21 protein-coding genes are annotated in these 21,323 nt (G+C 45.3%); 5 read left to right on the top strand and 16 right to left on the bottom strand.

What is annotated here, in order from left to right:
- Nucleotides 1-16 precede the first annotated feature (16 nt).
- The 5 genes from AC1IR0_RS07335 to AC1IR0_RS07315 all read right to left on the bottom strand — a co-directional run bounded on the left by AC1IR0_RS07335 (nt 17) and on the right by AC1IR0_RS07315 (nt 3,675).
- Nucleotides 17-421, bottom strand: a complete 405-nt coding sequence (locus AC1IR0_RS07335; protein ID WP_004278434.1) for an ExbD/TolR family protein — start codon at nt 419-421, stop codon at nt 17-19.
- Entirely contained in the window at nt 421-1,044 is a 624-nt protein-coding gene (locus AC1IR0_RS07330; protein WP_005250649.1) for a MotA/TolQ/ExbB proton channel family protein, read from the bottom strand. Before AC1IR0_RS07330 ends, AC1IR0_RS07335 begins: the two co-directional genes overlap by 1 nt.
- A gap of 25 nt (nt 1,045-1,069) precedes the next feature.
- Nucleotides 1,070-1,837 carry an energy transducer TonB gene (locus tag AC1IR0_RS07325; protein WP_253101226.1) on the bottom strand — a complete coding sequence of 256 codons (768 nt, stop codon included), beginning with the start codon at nt 1,835-1,837 and terminating at the stop codon, nt 1,070-1,072.
- Nucleotides 1,838-2,029: 192 nt separating this feature from the next.
- On the bottom strand, nt 2,030-2,896 hold the full coding sequence (gene purU / locus AC1IR0_RS07320; RefSeq protein WP_004647410.1) for a formyltetrahydrofolate deformylase: 867 nt from the start codon (nt 2,894-2,896) through the stop codon (nt 2,030-2,032).
- A 47-nt stretch (nt 2,897-2,943) separates the two neighbouring features.
- Nucleotides 2,944-3,675 (bottom strand): TetR/AcrR family transcriptional regulator, encoded by a 732-nt coding sequence (locus AC1IR0_RS07315; protein WP_034437998.1) that lies wholly within the window; start codon nt 3,673-3,675, stop codon nt 2,944-2,946.
- A 115-nt stretch (nt 3,676-3,790) separates the two neighbouring features.
- Here AC1IR0_RS07315 and AC1IR0_RS07310 point away from each other — a divergent pair, with 115 nt between their 5' ends.
- The 4 genes from AC1IR0_RS07310 to AC1IR0_RS07295 all read left to right on the top strand — a co-directional run bounded on the left by AC1IR0_RS07310 (nt 3,791) and on the right by AC1IR0_RS07295 (nt 7,659).
- Nucleotides 3,791-5,239 (top strand): coniferyl aldehyde dehydrogenase, encoded by a 1,449-nt coding sequence (locus tag AC1IR0_RS07310; protein ID WP_005261753.1) that lies wholly within the window; start codon nt 3,791-3,793, stop codon nt 5,237-5,239.
- A gap of 165 nt (nt 5,240-5,404) precedes the next feature.
- A complete protein-coding gene (gene rpmB / locus AC1IR0_RS07305) occupies nt 5,405-5,641 on the top strand; it encodes a 50S ribosomal protein L28 (protein WP_000048256.1) in 237 nt (78 codons plus the stop codon).
- A gap of 12 nt (nt 5,642-5,653) precedes the next feature.
- Nucleotides 5,654-5,809, top strand: a complete 156-nt coding sequence (gene rpmG / locus AC1IR0_RS07300; RefSeq protein ID WP_001205031.1) for a 50S ribosomal protein L33 — start codon at nt 5,654-5,656, stop codon at nt 5,807-5,809.
- 134 nt (nt 5,810-5,943) lie between these two features.
- Entirely contained in the window at nt 5,944-7,659 is a 1,716-nt protein-coding gene (locus AC1IR0_RS07295; RefSeq protein WP_409651836.1) for a cation:proton antiporter, read from the top strand.
- A 257-nt stretch (nt 7,660-7,916) separates the two neighbouring features.
- On the opposite strand, the gene AC1IR0_RS07290 is transcribed toward AC1IR0_RS07295, so the two are convergent.
- The 11 genes from AC1IR0_RS07290 to AC1IR0_RS07240 all read right to left on the bottom strand — a co-directional run bounded on the left by AC1IR0_RS07290 (nt 7,917) and on the right by AC1IR0_RS07240 (nt 19,377).
- Nucleotides 7,917-8,195: a hypothetical protein gene (locus AC1IR0_RS07290; RefSeq protein WP_004278462.1), complete on the bottom strand. Its 279-nt coding sequence runs from the start codon at nt 8,193-8,195 to the stop codon at nt 7,917-7,919.
- 105 nt (nt 8,196-8,300) lie between these two features.
- Nucleotides 8,301-8,804, bottom strand: coding sequence for a DUF6586 family protein (locus AC1IR0_RS07285; protein ID WP_004278463.1), 504 nt, complete (start codon nt 8,802-8,804; stop codon nt 8,301-8,303).
- A gap of 193 nt (nt 8,805-8,997) precedes the next feature.
- On the bottom strand, nt 8,998-9,249 hold the full coding sequence (locus tag AC1IR0_RS07280) for an RNA recognition motif domain-containing protein (RefSeq protein ID WP_004729489.1): 252 nt from the start codon (nt 9,247-9,249) through the stop codon (nt 8,998-9,000).
- A gap of 83 nt (nt 9,250-9,332) precedes the next feature.
- Nucleotides 9,333-11,321 (bottom strand): ATP-dependent helicase, encoded by a 1,989-nt coding sequence (locus tag AC1IR0_RS07275; RefSeq protein WP_409651831.1) that lies wholly within the window; start codon nt 11,319-11,321, stop codon nt 9,333-9,335.
- A 152-nt stretch (nt 11,322-11,473) separates the two neighbouring features.
- Entirely contained in the window at nt 11,474-12,613 is a 1,140-nt protein-coding gene (locus tag AC1IR0_RS07270; protein WP_409651828.1) for a glycerate kinase, read from the bottom strand.
- Between the two features lie 65 nt (nt 12,614-12,678).
- Nucleotides 12,679-13,434, bottom strand: a complete 756-nt coding sequence (locus AC1IR0_RS07265) for a hypothetical protein (RefSeq protein ID WP_409651825.1) — start codon at nt 13,432-13,434, stop codon at nt 12,679-12,681.
- A gap of 31 nt (nt 13,435-13,465) precedes the next feature.
- Nucleotides 13,466-14,473 carry an NYN domain-containing protein gene (locus AC1IR0_RS07260; RefSeq protein WP_114541278.1) on the bottom strand — a complete coding sequence of 336 codons (1,008 nt, stop codon included), beginning with the start codon at nt 14,471-14,473 and terminating at the stop codon, nt 13,466-13,468.
- 93 nt (nt 14,474-14,566) lie between these two features.
- On the bottom strand, nt 14,567-17,209 hold the full coding sequence (topA, locus tag AC1IR0_RS07255) for a type I DNA topoisomerase (protein ID WP_004278474.1): 2,643 nt from the start codon (nt 17,207-17,209) through the stop codon (nt 14,567-14,569).
- A gap of 30 nt (nt 17,210-17,239) precedes the next feature.
- Nucleotides 17,240-17,689, bottom strand: coding sequence for a hypothetical protein (locus AC1IR0_RS07250; RefSeq protein WP_004647398.1), 450 nt, complete (start codon nt 17,687-17,689; stop codon nt 17,240-17,242).
- Between the two features lie 70 nt (nt 17,690-17,759).
- Nucleotides 17,760-18,764: a hypothetical protein gene (locus AC1IR0_RS07245; RefSeq protein ID WP_409651821.1), complete on the bottom strand. Its 1,005-nt coding sequence runs from the start codon at nt 18,762-18,764 to the stop codon at nt 17,760-17,762.
- Nucleotides 18,765-19,131: 367 nt separating this feature from the next.
- Nucleotides 19,132-19,377: a SlyX family protein gene (locus tag AC1IR0_RS07240; protein WP_479741253.1), complete on the bottom strand. Its 246-nt coding sequence runs from the start codon at nt 19,375-19,377 to the stop codon at nt 19,132-19,134.
- A 33-nt stretch (nt 19,378-19,410) separates the two neighbouring features.
- Between AC1IR0_RS07240 and AC1IR0_RS07235 the strand changes: the two genes are divergently transcribed.
- On the top strand, nt 19,411-21,315 hold the full coding sequence (locus AC1IR0_RS07235) for an ATP-binding cassette domain-containing protein (RefSeq protein ID WP_409651815.1): 1,905 nt from the start codon (nt 19,411-19,413) through the stop codon (nt 21,313-21,315).
- The last annotated feature ends 8 nt before the right edge of the window (nt 21,316-21,323 follow it).

Genomic DNA, 21,323 nt, shown 5'->3' with positions numbered 1-21,323 from the left:
TTTTATTACCTAAATCTTAGTTATCAGTTGCAAAAGCAATATCGCTGAGTCCGGCTCCACTCGCACGCGACATGACTTGCGCCACTGAGTCATAACGTGATTCTTTATCCGCTTTCAGCACAATGGTCGGCTGACGTTCAGCTTGGCCCGCTTCATTAAAACGGGTTTCAAGCTGCTCTAGCGTCAGTACATCGCCATTCCAGGCAATGTCACCTTCGGCATTGATGCTAATCGTGACATTTTCAGGCGGCAGATCGATAATCTCCGCAGTCGTTTGTGGCAAGGTTAATGGAATTGATGGGTTCGCAACGGTCGCTGTCACCAGAAAGATGATCATCAATACCAACATAATGTCGATGAGGGGAATGAGGTTCATCTCATTCATGCCTACATCGTTGTCTTCACCCAGTTGAAAAGCCATTAAGCTTGACCTCCCACGAAACTCTGTTGTGTTACTTTTTCATCAGACTTTTTTGCAGCAGATTCCTGTTGCAGCATGGTATCAATCAACAGACCGTGTGCCTGATCCTGTAATTCATGAGCCAAGCCACGATTAGCACGTACACAGATGTTATAAGCCAGTACCGCAGGAATTGCGACTGCCAGACCTAAGCCCGTCATAATCAAGGCTTCACCGACTGGAGTTGCTACTTGTGCCAGACCAGCCTGACCACTTTTACCAACAGCAACCAGCGCATGGAAGATGCCCCATACCGTACCGAACAAACCGACAAATGGAGAGATCGATGCGATGGTACCCAAAACTGATACACCTTTTTCGGCATTGGCTTTTTCTGCTGAAATCTGGCGTAACAGCGCCTGTTCTGCCACTGCCTTACGCTGTTCAAAGCCCAAAGGAGCCAGTTTGGTTTTCAGTTGTTCCAATGCCTTAGATAACTGAGCATAGGCAATCTGTTTCAGTTGGCGAGTGCCCATCAAACGCAGCACAAATATGGTCCATGTCGCAATCGACATTGCCAATAACACGAAATACAGTGTTTTACTGACTGCATCAGCGTGTTGCCAATAAACTGAAAAGTTCATATTCGAACTCCTAATGGGTGAGCCGTTATTTAACCTGAAAATCGAAAGGCTGTTCCACGCGTGTTGGATAAGCCACACCATTTTCAACATATTTGGTGAGTTGTGCACGACGTACCGCTGCTTCTACTTTGCGCGTTACCGCCGGGCTACAACTTGAATTTCGTGCAGTCGCAGAGACCACTTTACCCTGCTCATTCGCTGAAACGTCTACTACCAGTGAACAGGCTGATTTTAATTCACCTGCAGAGAGTGAGACTTTTGGTGAACGCTGCCAGGACACGCCCCCACCAATCGATACACTTTTCGGTGATGGCGGCGCAGCAGGTGCTGGCGGTGCCACAGGCGCAGGTGGCGCGACTGGAGCGGGTGCCGATTTTACTTTAGTTTCAGTGACCACTGTCGGTACAACCGGACTTGGGGTTGGTTTTGCTTCAACTGGCGGTGCTTTAACCACTTTTGGCGCTTCAGCCTTTTTCACCTGCTCGATTTTTTCTACTTTTTTCGGTGGTGGTGGCAGCGGTTTATCGACAATTTTGACTTCTTTAGGCTTAGGCGGCTCTTTTTGTGGCTCGGCCTTCGGCTTTGGCGGTAAAGGTTTTGGCGCTTCCTGGAGTTTAACAAAGCGCACTTTTAAGGGTTGCTTATCAATGGGTGTCAGCTCAGGTGCTTTCATCTGGCTGATCGCATATAACACACCCACATGCCCAACCAGTACAGCCGCCACGATAGAGATGACTTTCTTTTTCATCTGATTCGGCGGTGTAGGCATTTGGGGCGCAGCAACTTGACTCATTAAATCTATTACCTTGAGGAGATGATGTGGAACAAACTATCAAGCTCATCGGTTAGCACAATTAAAGTATGCCAATAATAAATGAGAAGTGTTTTCATTTGCAACCGCTAATCCTACCTTTGACTGACTTTTTTTGCATCAAAACAAAAAAGGCACACTAAAAGTATGCCTTTTTAAAACTCAATGCAAGTCTTATTGGAACACGACAGTCTTGTTGCCATCGACAATAATACGGTCTTCCAAATGCCATTTTACCGCACGGGCCAATACATTACGTTCCACGTCCTGACCGAGTTCACGTAACTGCTCAACAGTAAAGTCATGGTTCACGCGCTCCACATCCTGCTCAATAATCGGACCTTGATCCAGATCAGCAGTCACATAGTGCGCAGTTGCACCGATCAGCTTCACGCCTTTTTCATAGGCCTGTTTGTACGGATTGGCACCTACAAAAGCCGGCAGGAAAGAATGGTGAATGTTGATCACTTTCATTTCCCACTTGCTGACAAATTCTTCATCCAGAATCTGCATATAACGCGCCAGCACCAACAGGTCATTGCCCTGCATCAACTGGTCGATTTCTGCATAAGCTTCAGGTTTGTTGTCTTTGGTCACCGGCACAACTTCGAATGGAATGCCAAAATTTTCAACTGCTTCGCGTAAAGTCTCGTGATTCGATACTACTTTGGTAATTTCACAAGGCAGACCACCACGCGCATGACGCCATAACAGCTCAAGCAAGGCATGATCGACTTTAGACACCAGAATACCGACTTTTTTCACATCACTGACCAGAGCCAGACGCCATTGCATGCCATAGCGTTCTGCCACATTCGCTGCAAAAGTCTGGATAATACTTTCTTTACGACTTTGAAGATTATCTAATTCAAATTCAACGCGCATGAAGTAACGTCCGCCCTGCGCTGCTGTCGCATATTGGTCAAGCGCAGTAATGTTGGCACCTTGATGATACAAGAAGCTCGAAACAGCCTGCACGATGCCCGGCTTGTCTTCACAAGTAATCAATAAACGTGCGGTGTTAGCAGTCGTCATATTCATGTTGGTTTAAGTCACTAATCAGTTAAATTAAAAATAAGCCGAGTATTCTAGCGCGTTTCTTGGATATTCTGAATAGTTTGTTCAGATTCAGAATCTTTAGATGACGACAGGCTGGCAAAAAGTTCCGAAGAGCCCAAACTACTCAATAAACCTTCATAGGTTTGACGACTTTCACCACGTAAATACGCCCCTTCCAAGAATACCATTTGACGGAGTGCCTGCCAGACCCATTTTTCTTCCAGCGTATTGGAATCGGTCAAATGACCTGACATATATAGGAAATTGGTCCAGTTGGTCAGTACAATCCACAGGTTAATGATCAGTGCTTCAATTTCTGAATCGGTCATGTCCATCAGGCCTGCATTAACAAAGCCTTTATAGATTTTCTGGCCCTGCTGCATGACCTGCCCGGCAAAGCGTGGATACATCTTGCGAAAATCTTCGTTATTTTCTACCAGATGATAGACATCACGATGCAGGAAACGGTAAGCCCACAACTGGCTGCTCAGTACCTGAAAATAATGCACCTTGTCATTGGCATCCAGCGCACGGTCATCCGGCAGCGCCAGCATTTCCAGGGTCTGGTGCTGGTACTGTTCCATCAATTCTTTAATAATTTCATTTTTATTGCGGAAATGATAATACAGGTTACCCGGGCTCATGCCGAGTTCAGCCGCAATGTGATTGGTGGTTACCGATCGTTCGCCACGCTCGTTAAACAGCTGCAAACTGAGCTGCAAGATACGCTCTTTAGTTTTTAAGGTTTTGGTTTGGGACATCCTAAAATAACCATTCAGTTCATGCATTAGCAGGCTAACACACAAAGTCACTTGACTAATTAGAGTATTTGCTCTAAAAATTAATTAATCGATTTTTGAATAATGGTAGTGCGGCATGAACAGTCACACAAAAACAACATCAATGACACCACATTTTTTTGATAGCCAATATCTGAATGAAGTCTTGGCGCAACAAAAACACGCTTACTTACACTACCCTCTGCCGACTGCAAAGGAACGTATCGATCGTTTAGCTCGACTTAAGCGTATCTTAGTTAAGTATCAAGATCAATTTGCTGATGCAATTAATCAGGACTATGGTAACCGTTCCATTGGGGAAACCAAGATTGGTGAACTGCTCACCTGTCTGGAACATATCAAATATTACAGCAAAAACTTGACTCGATGGATGAAACCTTCCAAGCGTCATGTGGGCATTATTCATCAGCCGGCTAAAGCCTGGGTACAATATCAGCCTTTGGGCGTGGTTGGGATTATCGCACCATGGAACTATCCGCTGTTGTTGTCGATTGGTCCTCTGATTTGCGCACTGGCTGCCGGCAACCATGCCATGATCAAAATTTCCAGTGCATCGGCTGCTTTTGGTGAAGTCCTGGAAAAAGCGCTGGCTGAAGCCTTCCCTAAAGAATTGGTCGCTGTAGTGAATGGTGGCGGTGTAATTTCAGATGCCTTCTGTCGCTTGCCTTTCGATAAACTGATTTTCACTGGCTCAACTGCGGTCGGTAAAACCGTCATGGCAGCCGCTGCCGAAAATCTGGTTCCGGTGATTCTGGAACTAGGCGGTAAATCGCCGGTACTGGTGCATCCATCAATTGATCTACGTGATGTTGCGCAGCGGATTGCGGTGGGCAAACTGTGGAATGCCGGTCAGACCTGTGTAGCGCCAGATTATATGTTCCTGCCTCGTGGCAAGACGGCTGAGTTTATTGACCATTTTAAAGCCTGTGTCGAAAGCATGTATCCGGATATCACCCATAATCAGGATTACACCTCGATTATCAATGACAAACAATATAACCGTCTGCAAGGTTATCTGGATGATGCTCGCGAACAGGGTGCGCAAGTTATTGAAATTAATCCACGCAGTGAAAACTCGGCTGATCTGCGCAAGATTGCACCGACCATCGTGACCAATGTCACCCCGATGATGCAGATCATGCAGCATGAAATCTTTGGCCCACTGTTACCGATCATGGAATATGATCAAATTGACGATGTCATCGACTTTATTAATAGCCGTCCACGCCCACTTGCTTTATACTACTTCGACTTTGATCAGGCGCGTGCCGATTATGTCGCACAGCGTACCCATTCAGGGCATTTCGGGCAAAATACGGTACTGACCCATGTTGCGCAGGACGATCTACCATTTGGGGGTGTCGGTGCATCAGGTATGGGGAAATACCATGGCCCAGAAGGCTTCTTCAGTTTGTCGCATGAACGCTCAGTAATGTCGAATCCAAAGCTGTATAGCTTGAAATACATTCTGCCACCGTTCAATAAACCGATTCACAAGCTGATTTCGAAGACACTTCTCCGCTAAATGATCAAGGCATGAGCTATCGATATAGTTCGTGCCGCGTTTTGACGAAAATCGCTTGTCTTTTAAGCGCATTTTTGATATAAAACGCCCCTTGAATGATTTCAATCCGTTTATTTTTGACTGGCCATACAGATTTGCTGTTGGCTAAATCAATGGAGTTACACCATGTCTAAGGTTTGCCAAGTTACCGGCAAGCGTCCAGTCGTTGGTAACAACGTCTCACACGCCAACAACAAAACTAAGCGCCGGTTCGAGCCGAACCTGCACCACCACCGTTTCTGGTTAGAAAGCGAAAAACGTTTTGTACGTCTTCGTTTAACCACTAAAGGTATGCGTATTATCGACAAATTGGGCATTGAAAAGGTTGTTGCTGACCTACGTGCTCAAGGTCAAAAGATCTAAGGAGTCTGAACCATGCGTGATAAAATTCGCTTAGTTTCTTCAGCTGGTACAGGTTATTTCTATACCACGACTAAGAACAAACGTACTATGCCGGAAAAAATGGAAATCAAAAAATTTGATCCAAAAATCCGTCAACATGTAATCTTCAAAGAAGCTAAAATCAAATAATTTTAGTTTCTTTAAAAAAACGACCTTTGCGGGTCGTTTTTTTTGCACTTTTTTTATCCAGCTTGATAAACTTTCTGCATGTTTTGGCACTTTTTGTGCTTATTTCCCAGCAAACCTAGCTAAAGGAGTATTTAGTGCCACATGACGTAGAGCTCATTATATTACTGGCTGTTGGTTTTGGCTTAGCTTTGGTCTTTGGCTATCTCGCTGCACGGCTGCGTCTTCCCCCTTTGATCGGCTATCTCATTGCCGGCATTCTGATTAGTCCCCATACACCCGGTGTGGTCGGTGATATTCATCTGGCCAACCAGCTGGCAGAACTTGGCGTCATGTTCCTGATGTTTGGTGTCGGGATGCATTTTTCCCTGAACGATCTGATGCAGGTCCGCCGGATTGCCCTGCCTGGTGCGATTTTACAGATTGCAGTTGCCACCTTGCTCGGGGTCGGAGTTTCGATGCTGTGGGGCTGGAGCTTTGGCTCAGCGCTGGTCTTTGGCCTAAGCCTGTCCTGTGCCAGTACTGTGGTTCTACTCAAAGCACTCGGTGATCGTGGCCTGCTCGATTCGATCAATGGCCGGATTGCTGTTGGCTGGTTACTGGTCGAAGATCTGGTTATGGTCTTGGCGCTGGTACTGTTACCTGCCACTGCGGTGCTTTTAGGGGGGCAGGCGCTGGAAGGCGCAAGCGATGAGAATATCTGGCTCACCTTAGGTATTACTCTGCTCAAAGTCGCAGGCTTTATTACCTTCATGCTGATTATCGGTAAACGATTGATTCCGATGATCATACAGGTCGTGGCACGTCTTGGTTCACGTGAGCTGTTTACTTTAACAGTGGTGGCTGCCGCCGTTTCAATCGCCTTTGGTGCCTATAAAGTCTTTGGCGTGTCGATGGCACTGGGTGCTTTCTTTGCCGGAATGGTGGTGAAAGAGTCCGATTTTAGTCATCGCGCCGAAGAGGAAACTTTGCCACTGCGTGAAATTTTCTCGATTTTATTCTTTGTTTCCGTCGGCATGCTGTTTGATCCGCGCATTTTGCTGGAACAACCTTTACATGTGCTGGCCGTAGTCGCAATTATCATGATTGGTAAGACTATTGCCGCGATGGCACTCGTGCTGTTCTTCCGTTATCCGATCAATACCGCCTTAACCGTCGGTGCTTCGCTGGCACAGATTGGTGAGTTCTCCTTTATTTTGGCTGCACTCGGTGTTTCGCTCAATCTGCTTTCGCTGGAAGGTCAAAACCTGATTCTGGCAGGTGCCTTAATTTCGATTACGCTTAACTCCTTTATCTTTTCCGCGATTGAGCCGGTACAGAAATGGATTCGGGAACGCTCGACCCTGGCCCGCTTACTAGAACGCAGTGGTGACCCTCTAGCAATGTTACCTGATGAAGTCTCACAGGATTACCTGCGCGATCAAGTGGTCATTATTGGCCATGGTGAGGTCGGGCGTCGCATTACCCGCTCATTGATGGAAGAAAACATCAAGGTGGTCATTGCCGAAGAAAACCGTGACATCGTCGAAAACCTACGAGAAAAAGGTATTGCTGCGGTTTCTGGTGCAGCCACTGAAGCCGGGGTCCTGATTCAGGCACATATTCAGCATGCGCGCTTACTGGTCATCTCCCCTATGGATATCATCGATATTCATAAAATCGTCGATATTGCCAAGACCTTGAATCCACAAATTCAGGTACTGGTCTGTGCGGAAAGCAAGGAAGAGGCTGAAGCCATTCGTCGGGATAATGTCGGTGCGGTTTATTATGCCAAAGAAGAAATGGCAAAAAATATGAGCAATCATATTTTGAACCAGATTGAGATCGCGCATCAGCATACGCCTTCTCATTAAAGTTTTTCTTTGAATAAACGCCAAATAAAAAAGTTGCCGGATCTGGCAACTTTTTTTATGGACGTCAATATATTTCTGAGCCAAAGATTTTATTAACACACTGGCTTCAGACTGCTCACGACTTAAATTTTAAAATACTGATTTTTCATCTTCATTTCAAATGAACGTTTTTATGGTACTTAAAATCTGCCTAATTTAATAACCTATAAAACTCAAAAAGCACACCGATAGTGTGCTTTCTAAATAAATTTCAACGATTAACTCATATACTTTGGTTCTTCATCCACAACTTCAGCCTGCCATTCATTGACCTGCTGTTCCAGCAAGCCATAGAGTGCTGCCTGAATCATCTGTTGCGCAATCACGGGCGTCTGCTCTCCAAGTAGAGCTTTCACCTCATCATTAAATTGAATCATTACCAAAGGCTGTTTATGTGAGCCTGCATTGCGTAGAGCCAACGCGCCACCTTCAAGTTGAACGAGTTCTAAAATCGCGTCTTGATTACCAAATAAATCTTTCAACTGTTCTATAGACATATATCCTCCATGTTCAACATGGTGGCAAAGCACCGGGTGCACTTTGCATCATTAGAGTAATTGATATAGGGTTAAAAATTGCATTTTCAAGTACAGCCGATCCGATTAAAATTCAATCATCTCATTACGAAAACCATCAATTAATTGGGTCAGGTCACGATGCCACTCTCTCAATATAGCAGTATCAGGTAACCATGCTTGTGGAGACTGTGTGACTTTAATGATGAGATTTGAGGAGGTTTCGTCTTCAGGTTCTGGGGTACTTGGTTCGGGCGCATACTGGCACAGACGGTAAGCACGTTTCAGTTCAGCAATGAAACCGCTCTTGGATAAATGTTGCAGCACCGCCACTTCCGGCGAAATCTGGCCTTTGGCCGCCATCAGTTCTTCGATCGATTTTAGCGTCGGATGAGGATCATTCAGGCGATAGTAACGCACCAGTTCCTGTAAAAATGCTAACAAAGCACCATGCAAATGAAACACAGTTGCTTCACGTTGTGCCTGAGCCTGTTGTACATGTTCGGTTTGCTCTGCTTGCTGGCAGGATAGACGGGCAAAATACAGTTTTTGATTGGTACGGTCCGCATGATAGCGAGCAACACGGGTCATCGAGATTTCCTAAGGTTTAAAACAAATTTTGGCTTTTATAAAGTAAAAGGTTCGCCTGCATTTCGCAATCAAAAGATGTTTAGACTGAATCAATCCAGCACTGAAATTCAGAGCATTGAGCTCACTGATTAAGTACGGCGATACTAAATTGCAGCCATAAAAAAGGAGCCTATCAAGTGCTCCTTTTTTGAGTTTAAGCCTGAGGCTTGTCTTCTGCGGCTTTCACGCGGATGCCATGTCCGTGCAGGCGTAAAGTGTTCAGGCCTTTAATGGCTTTGACTGCTTCACGGCCATGTGGCATTTCTACAAAAGCAAAACCTTTTGATTTGCCTGTTGCTGCATCAAGCACCAAAGTACAGGTCTCCACTGTGCCATATTCCTGGAACAGTTTCAGTAATTCGGCTTCTGTGACCGTACGTTCTAAATTACGAACTAAAATTTTCATCTTACAACCTTAAGAAGATAGGCAAAAAATATCAAAAAGCACGCGCCTACTCTACTTTTTGCATGAAACAACTTTGCTATAGTTTAATCGAGATCAATCCCAAAATCTAAATTAATCGACTTGCGTTCAATCAAGGCACTTTTTACCGTTTGCTGCCGGGTCTTGTAATGGGTTTCTGTGGTGCATAAATACCGGGTGAGATCATTCAGGAAATAGCTTTCGACTTTACGCCCCTGCTCATCGACCATTTCCCGCGCCCAATGATTCAGGTTCTGTTTGGTCAGAATTAATTCATTTTTTGCCCGGGTCAACGCCACATACAGTACACGACGTTCTTCTTCGACATCATCAAAATCACCTTGAGCACGTGCATGCGGATAATTGCCCGGCGTGACATTGGTCACATAACAGACATTTTGCTCGGTGCCTTTGGCTGAGTGAATGGTGATTAAGGTCACCACATCATGATCCGACTGGCGTTCGATTTCTGAGATCGACACCGGATCCAGTACATATTCCTCTAAAAATTCACTCAGCTGCGAATGTTTCGAGGCCAGCTGTTTCACCAGCTCAAAATCACTCTGGCGACGTGGCCAATCCTTTTTATAGTTTTCCGCCAGTTGAGATTCAATCGCCTGAATCGCCAGACTGACACAGACTTGCACTTCACCTTTCAGCACACTCATCTGCTGCATGATCAGAATGGTTTCTAGCGGTATCTTGCCAAACTGTTCTAATTTTTTTGCAATCTGATCCATTTCCGGTTCAGCCAATAACTGCTGCGATAGCTTGCTGGCACCTACATCACCGACGCCATTCCATAGGGTTAAGAAACGCATCCAGGCGATATCATCCAATGGATTGACGACCACCCGCAGCATGCTGAGCAAATCTTTGACATGCGCCGTTTCCAGCAGCTTCATGCCACCAATAAAGCGATACGGTACATTGGCCGCGATAAAGGCCGCTTCAACATGCCGCGCGGCAAAACTGGAGCGTACCAGCACCATATGCTCGCCCCATTTGCTGCCTTGCAGATAATGACGTTCTTTAATATCAATCGCAAGCCATTTGGCTTCATCAAATTCATTCGGGAAGATATGCATACGCGGCTTAATGCCTTCTCCGCGATACGCTTCCAGACGTTTGTCATATTTGATTTCAGACTGATCGAGCAGCCAGTTGGACAGATCCAGAATTTCCTGGGTCGAGCGGTAGTTTTTTTCTAATTTGAAAATCTGCGCATCTGGCACACGCTCTTTGAAATGGTGAATATTTTCAAAGTCTGCACCACGAAAACCATAAATCGACTGCGCATCATCACCGACACAGAACAGGCTAATCTGGTCTTTCAGTGGCCCCAGCAAAGCCCATTGCAATGGATTGGTATCCTGCATTTCATCGACTAGCATATGCCGGCAGATCGAAGCGACATAGTCGACCAGACCTTCGGACTGTGCCAGCGCCGTGGCAACTACCGCCAGAATATCGTCATAGTCCAGAAAGCTGCGCGCCTGCTTACGTGCTTCGTATTCTTTCATGATTTCGGCAATCTGGTCTTTGAGAGCCAGATATTCCGGCATCTGTTTTTCCAGTGCCAGACTAAGTTTTTGCCGGGTATTCCGTGCAAAAGAATACAGGTCACATAGTTCCTGAGGCTTAGGTAAATGATTGGGGTTTTTCTTGTCATCACGACCGCGAATCAGGCGAAACATCATCAGCTGGTCATCACGATCAATAATCGAAAACTGTTCAAGGCCAAAAGCTTTCGGAATACGGCGCAGCAGATACATACAGAAGGTATGAAAGGTCGAGGCTCGCAGCCCCTTGGCTTGTCCACCGAGTGCCAGTTCGACACGCGCCACAATTTCACTGGCTGCCCGGCGGGTAAAGGTCAGAATCTGAATCTGGTTGGCAGGCACGCCCTGTTCAATCAAGTAAGCTGCGCGTGCCACGATGGTTTTGGTTTTGCCACAACCTGCCCCGGCCAGCACCAAACTGTGTTTTGCTTCTGTGGTCGCTGCTTGCTTTTGTTGGGGGTTTAATTCATCAATCAGGGTGGCTAAACTCATTTTCACTCATCATTTTGTGGATGTATGTAGTTTAACAGATCGCTTCCAGAATTATGGCTTTTCAGTTGTCCTGAAACTGTCTCCAATTTTATTTCCTGATTTGATATTAGCTAACGACAGGGCGTGCTGGATTACAGGAGAGAGAAATACTTTCACTCTGTCAAAAGATTTTTAACTATCTCAACGACAGCTTTCTCCAAGTTCATTTCTGCATTATTTAAGGCTTCCTCTAAAGGACAATCTGGCGGATTAATCCCAACAATCTGGCTAAATCCTGACTCAAACAAATCCTCAATCCCTTCACCGACTAGACCCGCAAAAGCAATCACCGGTTTATTGAAGTGTTTTGCAACCTGCGCCACACCAAATGGCGTTTTGCCAAATTTGGTTTGAAAATCAATTTTACCTTCCCCGGTAAACACATGATCTGCTTGCGCTATTTTCTCGTTGAGTTGAACCTGTTCAATCATCAGCTCTACACCTGATCGAATGGAAGCAGCAGTGAATGCCATTAAACCAAAACCCAATCCACCGGCAGCGCCCGCACCTGCCACATGACGATAATCACAGCCAATCTGCTGAGCAACCACATCGGCGAAATGACCGAGGTTTTGATCCAGCTGCTTAACCATTTCCGGCGTTGCACCTTTCTGTGGGCCAAAGATTATCGATGCACCATGTGGTCCACACAGTGGATTATTGACATCTGATGCAATGATTATTTCAGTATCTGCTAAACGTGGATCAAGTTCGGATAAATCCATTGATTTGACCTGATCTAAGTTCCCACCACGGACCTGAATTAACTCACCCGCATGATTTAGAAACCGCACACCCAGTGCTTGCGCCATACCCGCACCCGCATCATTGGTGACACTGCCACCTAAACCGATAATAATTTTCTTCACCCCTAAATCCAGTGCCTGTTTGATCATCTCTCCTGTGCCATAAGTTGAAGTGAGCATCGGATTACGCTGCGAAGGCTTCAATAAATGAATGCCATTGGCTTTGGCCATTTCAATCACGGCAGTCTGGCCTGTATCAACCAAACCCCAATAGGTCTGAATACGTTGCTCAGATAATGGCCCGGTCACGTCACATGCAATACTTTGCCCCTTTAAACTTGAAATCAGTGCATCGACCGTGCCTTCACCACCATCAGCCATTGGCACATGAATAATGTGGGCATCCGGAATGACGTTCTGAATACCGCGTTGCATGGCCTGAGAAGCCTGTGCAGCAGACATGCTTTCTTTAAACGAGTCGGGAGCAAGCACAAAGGTGAGCGGCATGGTGTGATCTTTTATCCACAAATGAAGTCTAAATTGTGGATAAATCCAGCACTATCCACAAGTCTTTATTTCCAGCTCAGTTCAATTGCAGTTATCTCATTAATCAAAGTTTGATTTAAAGATTCTGGCATTTTACTGGTGGTTTGAGACACCGGGATATATCCTGCCATCAGCTCCGCTTTGGCCTGCGGAAATAAGGGTTGTTGATCTGGAAATGCATAACCCAGTGGATAAATCGGTTGGCCTGTGGCCAAATCATATTTATCTGAAGCACCAAAGGCATGCAGCAACTCATGAACCAAGACAATTTTATTCTGTTCAGTCTGTTGCTTGGATGCAAATAGATTTACCGAACCAATTCGGCCTTTTTGCAAGGCAGTTGAATGTTTCAATTGCTTGGTCTGCACAGGATCATAGTAATTTAAAAATAAAGTCACATTGGCTGAAGGATCTGAACTCTGTCGCTGTTTCCAAGCATAGAACCGGAATTTTAAACTCCATAAAACTGTATCGATGAGCGAGTCTTGCTCAGGGACTTTGGGTGGTAGAACTTGAAGCTCACGGCCTAAATTAAAATAAAAATAAGTCGGCTGTCCACGATACTGCTGAGCTGCTTTTTCCAGATATTCCCGTGCTCCATTCAGGTCCTGAGCTGACAGTTGCTGGATATATTGCTGTGTGGTCGGTAATCCATCGGCATTAATCGGATGCAGCAACACAATAATCGGCTTTGACCAGTTCTGGTTTTGATCACGATAGGCATTAACTGCGACAATCAATAAGATGATTAATAAAATCAGAATCCGAATCTTTTTCCACATGGTTATTAAACGCCTATCGAACTGTTGAGCATTAAACTATGACTTTGTTAACTTTGATAAATTTCATTTCACCATCCTGTTTAAAATCAAGCCACCCTGAATGAATTGAATCAATAGCTTCTTCGTAGTTTCTAATATTCAAATCAGTTTGCTTTAAATATTTGATAACGTCTTTAACCTCAACCCAATCATTAGTCTCCGAGTAATGATAAATAGCTTTTTGAATAAGCCTGATAAACGAGCTAAAACTACTCTTTCTTAAATACATTTGGCTACCTTGCATTTTTGTTTCAAATACTCCCAAGGCTTTTACTAAGCCAGATAGCTTGTCAAATCCGTAATTTCGAGTATCAAAATCTGGCTTTACTGTATTTATATATGTTCCGACTAAGCCAAGATATGCCCATCCATTTTCATCTGCGTTATCTTTTACGGCTTTATAAATCAGATTCAGCGTAGCTCGATCCATCGTTTCAGGAAGATTCGAATTTTCCTTAGGCTGAGGCAAAATTTTATGATCAAGAGATTTGTCAGAGCTTAATACTTTCTTTTGGGAAACATTAGAAAGTTCATCATCTTCCTGTTGCTTGATTTCACTATCTACAAGTAAGTTTTCGATATAAATGAACTTGTCACAGGCTTTCTTAAATGCTTCAGGCGTAGCTTTTTTGCCAAAGCCATACACTGTTAGACCATTTTCACGAATACGTGAAGCTAAGGGCGTGAAATCGCTATCGCTGGATACGATACAAAATCCATCTAATGCACCTGCATAAAGTAAATCCATAGCATCAATGATCAGGATCATATCCGTCGCATCTTTACCCTTGGTATAAGCGAATTGTTGTACCGGAGTGATGGCATGAGGAAGGAGTACATCTCGCCATTTCTTTAAAGTTTCGCTGCTCCAGTCCCCATACACACGTTTGACACTGGCAATTCCATATTTCGCAACTTCCTCCAATACCGATGAAATCGCGTTGATAGAAGAATTATCCGCATCGATTAATACAGCGAACTTTTTTGTCTGAATATCCACATCCACCCCAAGATATTATTTTTAATTTTTTATATACATGATTCTGACATAAAAAATGCCGACTTTCGTCAGCATTTTTTTGAATCTTAGAGTTTAGGCTTCAACCCATTTTCCGTCCTGATAAACCAGAGACCATTTGGTTTGCTTGCCTTCTGCAGTTTCCGAACCAATATATTGTGACTGGTTCTTACGGCTAAATTTTACCAGAGTTGGATTCCCTTCCGGGTCCACATCAGGTGCCTGCAAGATAAACTGATACTTTGGATCAAGCTGGTCGGCAACAGAACGAATCTCGGCCACTTTCGGTGCACGGGTTTCACGCACTTTCGGGAACTTGCTTGCCGCCAGGAATAAACCGGCTGCACCGTCACGCAGTACAAAGAAATCGTCATGCTTGGCAGAACGTAAATGCTCCATCTTGATCGGATCCACACGTGGAGGCGCAGGCTGACCGCTCTTTAAGACTTTACGGGTATTGTCACAGCTGGTACAGGCAAAATACGGACCAAAACGACCCGTCTTCAGCTGCATTTCACCATCACACTTGTCGCATGGGATACTCGGGCCATCATAGCCTTTAATTTTGAACTCACCTTCTTCAAGTTCAAAACCACTACAGTCCGGGTTATTCCCACAGATATGCAGTTTACGGCCGCCATCAATCACATAGCTGTCCATGGCAGTTTCACAGATCGGACAACGCTTCTTCGACATCAGGTCAGCAGTTTCCGCAGCCTCATCATCAGATAATGCAGCCAGAGACTCAACTGGTGTCAGGTTCAAGGTTCCTTTACAACGCTCTTTCGGCGGTAGGTTATAGCCTGAACAACCCAAGAATACGCCTGTGGTTCCGGTACGAATCTGCATTGGACGGTCACATTCTTTACAGTGTACTGCATCCACTTCTACAGGCTGATTGCGGCGCATACCGTTCTCACCCTGCGCCGTAGTCAAACGTTGCTTAAAATCGCCATAGAAGCTGTCTAATAACTCTTTCCAGTTACGCTCACCATCTGCTACTTTATCCAGCTGACCTTCAAGATCTGCGGTAAAGGCATAGTTCATCAGATTACTAAAATTTTCATCCAGACGATCGGTAACGATCTCACCCATCTTCTCGGCATAGAGACGACGGTTATCCAGTTTCACATAACCACGATCCTGAATGGTCGAGATAATCGCAGCATAGGTCGATGGACGGCCAATGCCTTTTTTCTCGAGTTCTTTCACCAGTGAGGCTTCAGTAAAACGTGCCGGTGGCTTGGTGAAATGTTGAGATGGATCAAGTTTCTCAAGTTTAAGCACTTCACCGACTTTGACCGCAGGCAATAAAATATCGTCATCGGCTTTATTGGCACCACGCACGCGGGTAAAGCCATCAAAGACCAAGGTACGGCCTTTGGCTTTCAGTTCTACGCCATTGGCATCCACCAAAATGGTAGAAGACAGATATTCTGCCGGAGTCATCTGACAAGCAACAAACTGGCGCCAGATCAGGTCATACAGACGCTGTGCATCACGCTCAACACCCACCAGACTGTCGCCTTTTAAGCCAACCATAGATGGACGAATCGCCTCATGCGCTTCTTGCGCACCGGCTTTATTGCCATAACGGTTCGGCTTGGCAGGCAAATACTTCTCGCCAAACTCGGATTCGATATGACCACGCACCATATTCACCGCATCATCACTCAAGAAGGTCGAGTCGGTACGCATATAGGTAATGAAGCCGGCTTCATACAGACGCTGCGCCAGCATCATGGTTTTCTTCACAGAAAAACCGAGACGGGTACTGGCTGCCTGTTGTAGCGTTGACGTGATATACGGCGCACTTGGATTAACCTTGGTTGGCTTATCTTCACGTGCAGAAACGGTATAATCCGCATCTTTGATCAGGTTTAATAAGGCATCAGTTTCGGCTTTGTTGCGCAGCTTGAGCGTCTTGCCATTTTGCTTGACCGCTTCGAGACGAATATCATCTTTTTTCGATTTGGTATCGGCAAACACCTGCCAGTATTCTTCAGGAATGAAGGCACGAATTTCACGTTCACGCTCGACCACCAGCTTCACTGCAACCGACTGTACACGACCGGCCGACAGACCACGGGCAATCTTTTCCCAAAGCAATGGCGAAATCATAAAGCCCACGACACGATCCAGGAAACGGCGTGCCTGCTGTGCATTGACTTTATTGGTATCCAGACGTGACGGATGCTTAAAGGCATCCTGAATCGCGTTTTTGGTAATTTCGTTGAAGACCACACGCTGATAACGCGAATCATCACCGCCGATGACTTCTTTTAAATGCCAGGCAATCGCCTCTCCTTCCCTGTCCATATCCGTTGCCAGATAGACTTCATCGACTTGCGATGCCAGTTTTTTCAGTTCGGCAACCACATGTTCTTTGCCAGGAAGGACTTCGTATTTGGCTTTCCAGTCATGTTCCGGATCGACACCCATGCGGTTAATCAACGCATTCTGTGATTTTTCAGCTTTTTCTGCATCCGTCAGTTTGGTACGTGTCGCTGGTTTTTTCTCTGTCGATTTTGCAGAACCGCCAGTCGGTAAGTCACGCACATGACCCACCGATGATTTTACGATGTAGTTCGGACCAAGGTACTTATTGATTGTTTTCGCTTTTGCAGGCGACTCCACAATCACTAGGGCACGCTTGCTTCCAGCGTCGGGAGACTTCGCTGTGCTGCTTTTTGATGTGGACCGAGGAGCGTTCGCCATAATTAACCGTTAATCCTGTTTATTTCTAAATTAAAGTTCAGCCAAAGCGTGTAACAGTGCTTTGATGTCGTCGAGTTGGGTCGCTCTTAAATCAGCTTCTTCATCCCAGTACATGCCGACACAGTTGGCCTGCATATCAATAGCATAAATGCCTTTTAATGCAATGGGAAAATCTTTAAATTTCTCATCACCCTGCACGATTTCGAGTTTATTATCGACAACACGGGCGCGCATCAAGGGCAAACGCGCATCTGGCATCAGCACACTGTAGTATGCGACCATACTGGCACGACTTTCAGTCGCCTTGGGGATTTTGGTCCAGTCCGGTGCCACTACCAGACGTGGATGCAAACCCATTTTACGGGCTTTATCACGCATCAGCCCCAAGGCTTTTTCTCGGGGACTTACACGTAACCCGAAAATCGACCCTATGACGAAAATGATGATGACCACCGTCACCCAGATTCCAGTGTTTTCCATAGTTCAACCTTTATGTTCTATTATTAGAGTTGCATAAGCACAATATAAAACGCAAGTTTGCACGATAAAATTAATTCAGGAACATTTCATGACTATATAAAATTTCGTGACCATTCCAGTAAATATAACCTTTCTCGATCAACTCCTTTAGCAGCAAGCGGATGTCCGATTTTGGAAATAACTGTTCCAGTAAATCACGCAGCTCATAAATGTCTTTGGGTTTATCGCCCTGCAATTCACGCAGTTTACGCGCCACTTCCAGTTGTACCGGATCGATCCGGCCAAAGTTCTTGAACAGGTCTTGCTGTGCCGACTGGATTGGTGACTTGAGTATTTCAGATTCAACTGGAGCTTCTTCTGCCTTCAGTTGGGAAATGACCTGATCCAGTTTTGGATTTTCAACCGGGCTTTGTTCATCCAGATTGAGTTGCAGCCATTGTTTCAGGACTTTTTTTCGGAAGCTGATTTGCTCATCATAGCGTTTGACGATTTTCAGGTTAATCAACATGCCGACCACATGCTGAGCTTTTACCGGCATCACTTGCAGAATATTCGCCACTGAGTTTTTTAGGGTTTCCACCGTATTCGGTTTGCCACTCATTTTGCCTAACGCATCACAGTATTTTTTCACCAGTTGCAAGGCAGGTTTGTTCTTGATGGCATCCAGACTAGGAAGATGATTTTTAGGTTGATCTGTTGGAATGTTTGTCTCATCAGGCTGAATCTGAATCAGGTGACACGTAATATCAGAAGTTTGCAGCATCTGTTGCAACATTTCGCAACTGTCCATCGCCGAGATCAATTTAACCTCGGTTTCCGGCTCCAGTAGCGCCATAAGCTGACCGACAATGACCGCATATTCATATTCTTTTTGTGGCGATTCAGGCGTGTCCAGTACCACCACCTGACCACTGCTAACCCAGCCGGCAAGCTCGGTTAAATCCTCTAAGGAGAATTCAAATTTTCCAGCACAGCTAAACAGATATAAAGTCGAATAATGCGCCACAATCTCACGCATTAACTTGGCTGTGGGGAAATTATTTTCGAGGTCGAGTAGAACAACTTTTGGGTGCATGGGACGCAATTCCGGAATGTACCTGAGAGCCGGTATTAGAGTAGGAAGTGAGTGAAAGGTCAAATAATTTTACGACTGAATGGGTGCAGGCCTGTTTCGGCAGAGGGCCAAACTGCATTTTATGAAATGCCTGAAAGAAATCTGTTTACGAGCGCGAATGTTTGTTTTCAGCAGAAAAACTCTTTTAAACTTGATGATCGCGCTGCGCTTTATTACTTTTATATGCGGATTTAATGCAATTTAAAAGCCAATTCAAAAAAATAATATTTCTCTTTTTAACATCTTATCGATTGGCTCATTTTTATTTTTCAATAAAAAACCCTTAGATCAGCTAAGGGTTGTTGTTGATTAAATCATTGGTTGCAAATTAATAATGCGGTGGGCGATCTGCAACCGGATCAAATTCTGCAATGCCTTCAGACAGATCTGAAGAATCAACACGTTGATATAACAGCGTCATTTGCTTTTTCAGATCAGTAATTTCCAGGGTCTGTTTGGCCACCTGATCATTCAACTGTTCAACTAAATCGTCTAAAAATGCAATTCGCACTTGCAAATCTTCAATGGGTGCGGAAAATGACGCCTGATCATTTAGATTTTGTTGTTTAGTCATTTAAAGTCCTCATTGGGGATTTCAGGAAACATTATGGCCTATATTACCCTTAGGGATGTCCAACTTGCGTTTGGTGGACCCGCCCTGCTCGACGGCGCGAATTTTAACTTGGAACGCGGCGAACGAGTGTGTTTGATTGGCCGTAATGGTGAGGGTAAGTCTACCTTACTTAAGCTGATTGAAGGAAGTTTACTGCCTGACAACGGCGAAGTTTCATTACAAAACGGCATTACTATTTCCATGCTGGCGCAAGATGTACCGATGGATTCAGGTAAAGTGGCTGATATCGTGGCAGATGGTGCCGGTGAAGCATCGGAAGTTTTGCGTGCTTATCATGCTGCCAGTGAAGCCTGTGTACTCGGTGACATGGACGCCTGTGATCGTATGGGCAACCTGCAACACAAAATGGATCAGCTGGATGGCTGGGCGCTGGAAACCAAGGTCAATTCGATTTTAAGCAAAATGGGTCTGGACCCGGATGCAGATCTTGCCGATTTGTCTGGTGGTCGTAAACGTCGTGTCTTGTTGGCACGTGCTTTACTTACCCAACCTGATGTGCTGTTACTCGACGAACCGACGAACCATTTAGATGTTGAAAGTATCGAATGGCTGGAAAAATTCCTGCTCGATCAAAACAATTTGACCCTGCTGTTCATTTCGCATGACCGTGCCTTTGTCGACAGCATTGCCACCCGTATTGTTGAGCTGGATCGTGGTCAACTGCGTAGTTATGAAGGTAACTATTCACGTTATCTAGACCTGAAAGCCCAGCAAATGGAAGCTGAAGAAAAGCAAAATGCGCTCTTCGATAAAAAGCTGGCTGAAGAAGAAGTCTGGATCCGTCAAGGGATTAAAGCCCGTCGTACCCGCAACGAAGGCCGTGTCCGTGCCCTGAAAGCATTGCGTGAAGAATCTAGAGCACGTCGTTCGCAACAAGGTAAAGTGACGATGGCGACTCAGGATGCCAACCGTTCCGGCAAACTGGTGTTTGAAATCGAGAACCTGAGTGTGAAATTCGGTGACAATGCACCGATCATCAATAATTTCTCTGCACTGGTATTACGCGGCGACCGTATCGGTCTGGTCGGTGATAACGGTGTCGGTAAAACTACGCTGATTAAAGCCATTCTGGGCGAGCTAGAACATGGCGGTACGGTGAAGACCGGTACGCAGTTAGAAGTGGCCTATTTCGACCAGCTCCGTAATGCGCTGGATCTGGAAAAATCTGTTAAAGATAACGTCTCAGAAGGTTCTGACCACGTGGATGTGAATGGTAACCGTCGTCATATCTATAGTTATTTACAAGATTTCCTGTTTTCGCCAGAACGTGCCCGTACACCAGTCAAAGCTTTGTCAGGTGGTGAACGCAATCGTATCTTGCTGGCGAAACTTTTGCTGAAACCATCGAACCTGATTGTGATGGATGAGCCAACCAACGACCTGGATATGGTGACTTTAGAGTTACTGGAAGAGATGCTGGGTGGCTACAAAGGCACCCTGCTGTTGATCTCGCATGACCGTGCCTTTATGGACAACGTGGTGACTTCAACTTGGGTCTTTGATGGTAAGGGCAATATCGACGAATATGTCGGCGGTTATCAGGATTATCTTGAACAGCGTCCGGATCAAACGGTCGTTGATCAAAAAAGTGCCGTGAAAAAAGCCATGGCCAAAGCAGAAGCTGAGACTGCACCGGTCGCTGCCAAAAAAGTTAAACTCAGTTATAAAGACCAGCGCGCACTCGAGCAACTTCCTGCTGAAATGGAAGCACTGGAAAAAGAGCAGGCCGAGATCAATACACAACTGGCTGATGGCTCTTTATTTGTCACTGATTCTGATAAAGCACTGAAACTTTCTAACCGTTTATCCGAAATTGATGAGCTGTTACTGGAAAAATTAGAGCGCTGGGAAGAGCTGGACAATCTAAGTAACGGCTAAATATTCCC

The sequence above is a fragment of the Acinetobacter sp. 129952 genome, assembly GCF_056642055.1.
Note: the sequence above shows the minus strand (reverse complement) of the source record. Positions and strands in the feature narration are given on the sequence as shown.

Excerpts from the sequence above, each read along its gene's own strand:
- AC1IR0_RS07335 (WP_004278434.1), bottom strand. The coding sequence starts at position 421 with ATGGCTTTTCAACTGGGTGAAGACAACGATGTAGGCATGAATGAGATG.
- AC1IR0_RS07330 (WP_005250649.1), bottom strand. The coding sequence starts at position 1,044 with ATGAACTTTTCAGTTTATTGGCAACACGCTGATGCAGTCAGTAAAACA.
- AC1IR0_RS07325 (WP_253101226.1), bottom strand. The coding sequence starts at position 1,837 with ATGAGTCAAGTTGCTGCGCCCCAAATGCCTACACCGCCGAATCAGATG.
- purU (WP_004647410.1), bottom strand. The coding sequence starts at position 2,896 with ATGAATATGACGACTGCTAACACCGCACGTTTATTGATTACTTGTGAA.
- AC1IR0_RS07315 (WP_034437998.1), bottom strand. The coding sequence starts at position 3,675 with ATGTCCCAAACCAAAACCTTAAAAACTAAAGAGCGTATCTTGCAGCTC.
- AC1IR0_RS07310 (WP_005261753.1), top strand. The coding sequence starts at position 3,791 with ATGAACAGTCACACAAAAACAACATCAATGACACCACATTTTTTTGAT.
- rpmB (WP_000048256.1), top strand. The coding sequence starts at position 5,405 with ATGTCTAAGGTTTGCCAAGTTACCGGCAAGCGTCCAGTCGTTGGTAAC.
- rpmG (WP_001205031.1), top strand. The coding sequence starts at position 5,654 with ATGCGTGATAAAATTCGCTTAGTTTCTTCAGCTGGTACAGGTTATTTC.
- AC1IR0_RS07290 (WP_004278462.1), bottom strand. The coding sequence starts at position 8,195 with ATGTCTATAGAACAGTTGAAAGATTTATTTGGTAATCAAGACGCGATT.
- AC1IR0_RS07285 (WP_004278463.1), bottom strand. The coding sequence starts at position 8,804 with ATGACCCGTGTTGCTCGCTATCATGCGGACCGTACCAATCAAAAACTG.
- AC1IR0_RS07280 (WP_004729489.1), bottom strand. The coding sequence starts at position 9,249 with ATGAAAATTTTAGTTCGTAATTTAGAACGTACGGTCACAGAAGCCGAA.
- AC1IR0_RS07275 (WP_409651831.1), bottom strand. The coding sequence starts at position 11,321 with ATGAGTTTAGCCACCCTGATTGATGAATTAAACCCCCAACAAAAGCAA.
- AC1IR0_RS07270 (WP_409651828.1), bottom strand. The coding sequence starts at position 12,613 with ATGCCGCTCACCTTTGTGCTTGCTCCCGACTCGTTTAAAGAAAGCATG.
- AC1IR0_RS07265 (WP_409651825.1), bottom strand. The coding sequence starts at position 13,434 with ATGTGGAAAAAGATTCGGATTCTGATTTTATTAATCATCTTATTGATT.
- topA (WP_004278474.1), bottom strand. The coding sequence starts at position 17,209 with ATGGCGAACGCTCCTCGGTCCACATCAAAAAGCAGCACAGCGAAGTCT.
- AC1IR0_RS07250 (WP_004647398.1), bottom strand. The coding sequence starts at position 17,689 with ATGGAAAACACTGGAATCTGGGTGACGGTGGTCATCATCATTTTCGTC.
- AC1IR0_RS07245 (WP_409651821.1), bottom strand. The coding sequence starts at position 18,764 with ATGCACCCAAAAGTTGTTCTACTCGACCTCGAAAATAATTTCCCCACA.
- AC1IR0_RS07240 (WP_479741253.1), bottom strand. The coding sequence starts at position 19,377 with ATGACTAAACAACAAAATCTAAATGATCAGGCGTCATTTTCCGCACCC.
- AC1IR0_RS07235 (WP_409651815.1), top strand. The coding sequence starts at position 19,411 with ATGGCCTATATTACCCTTAGGGATGTCCAACTTGCGTTTGGTGGACCC.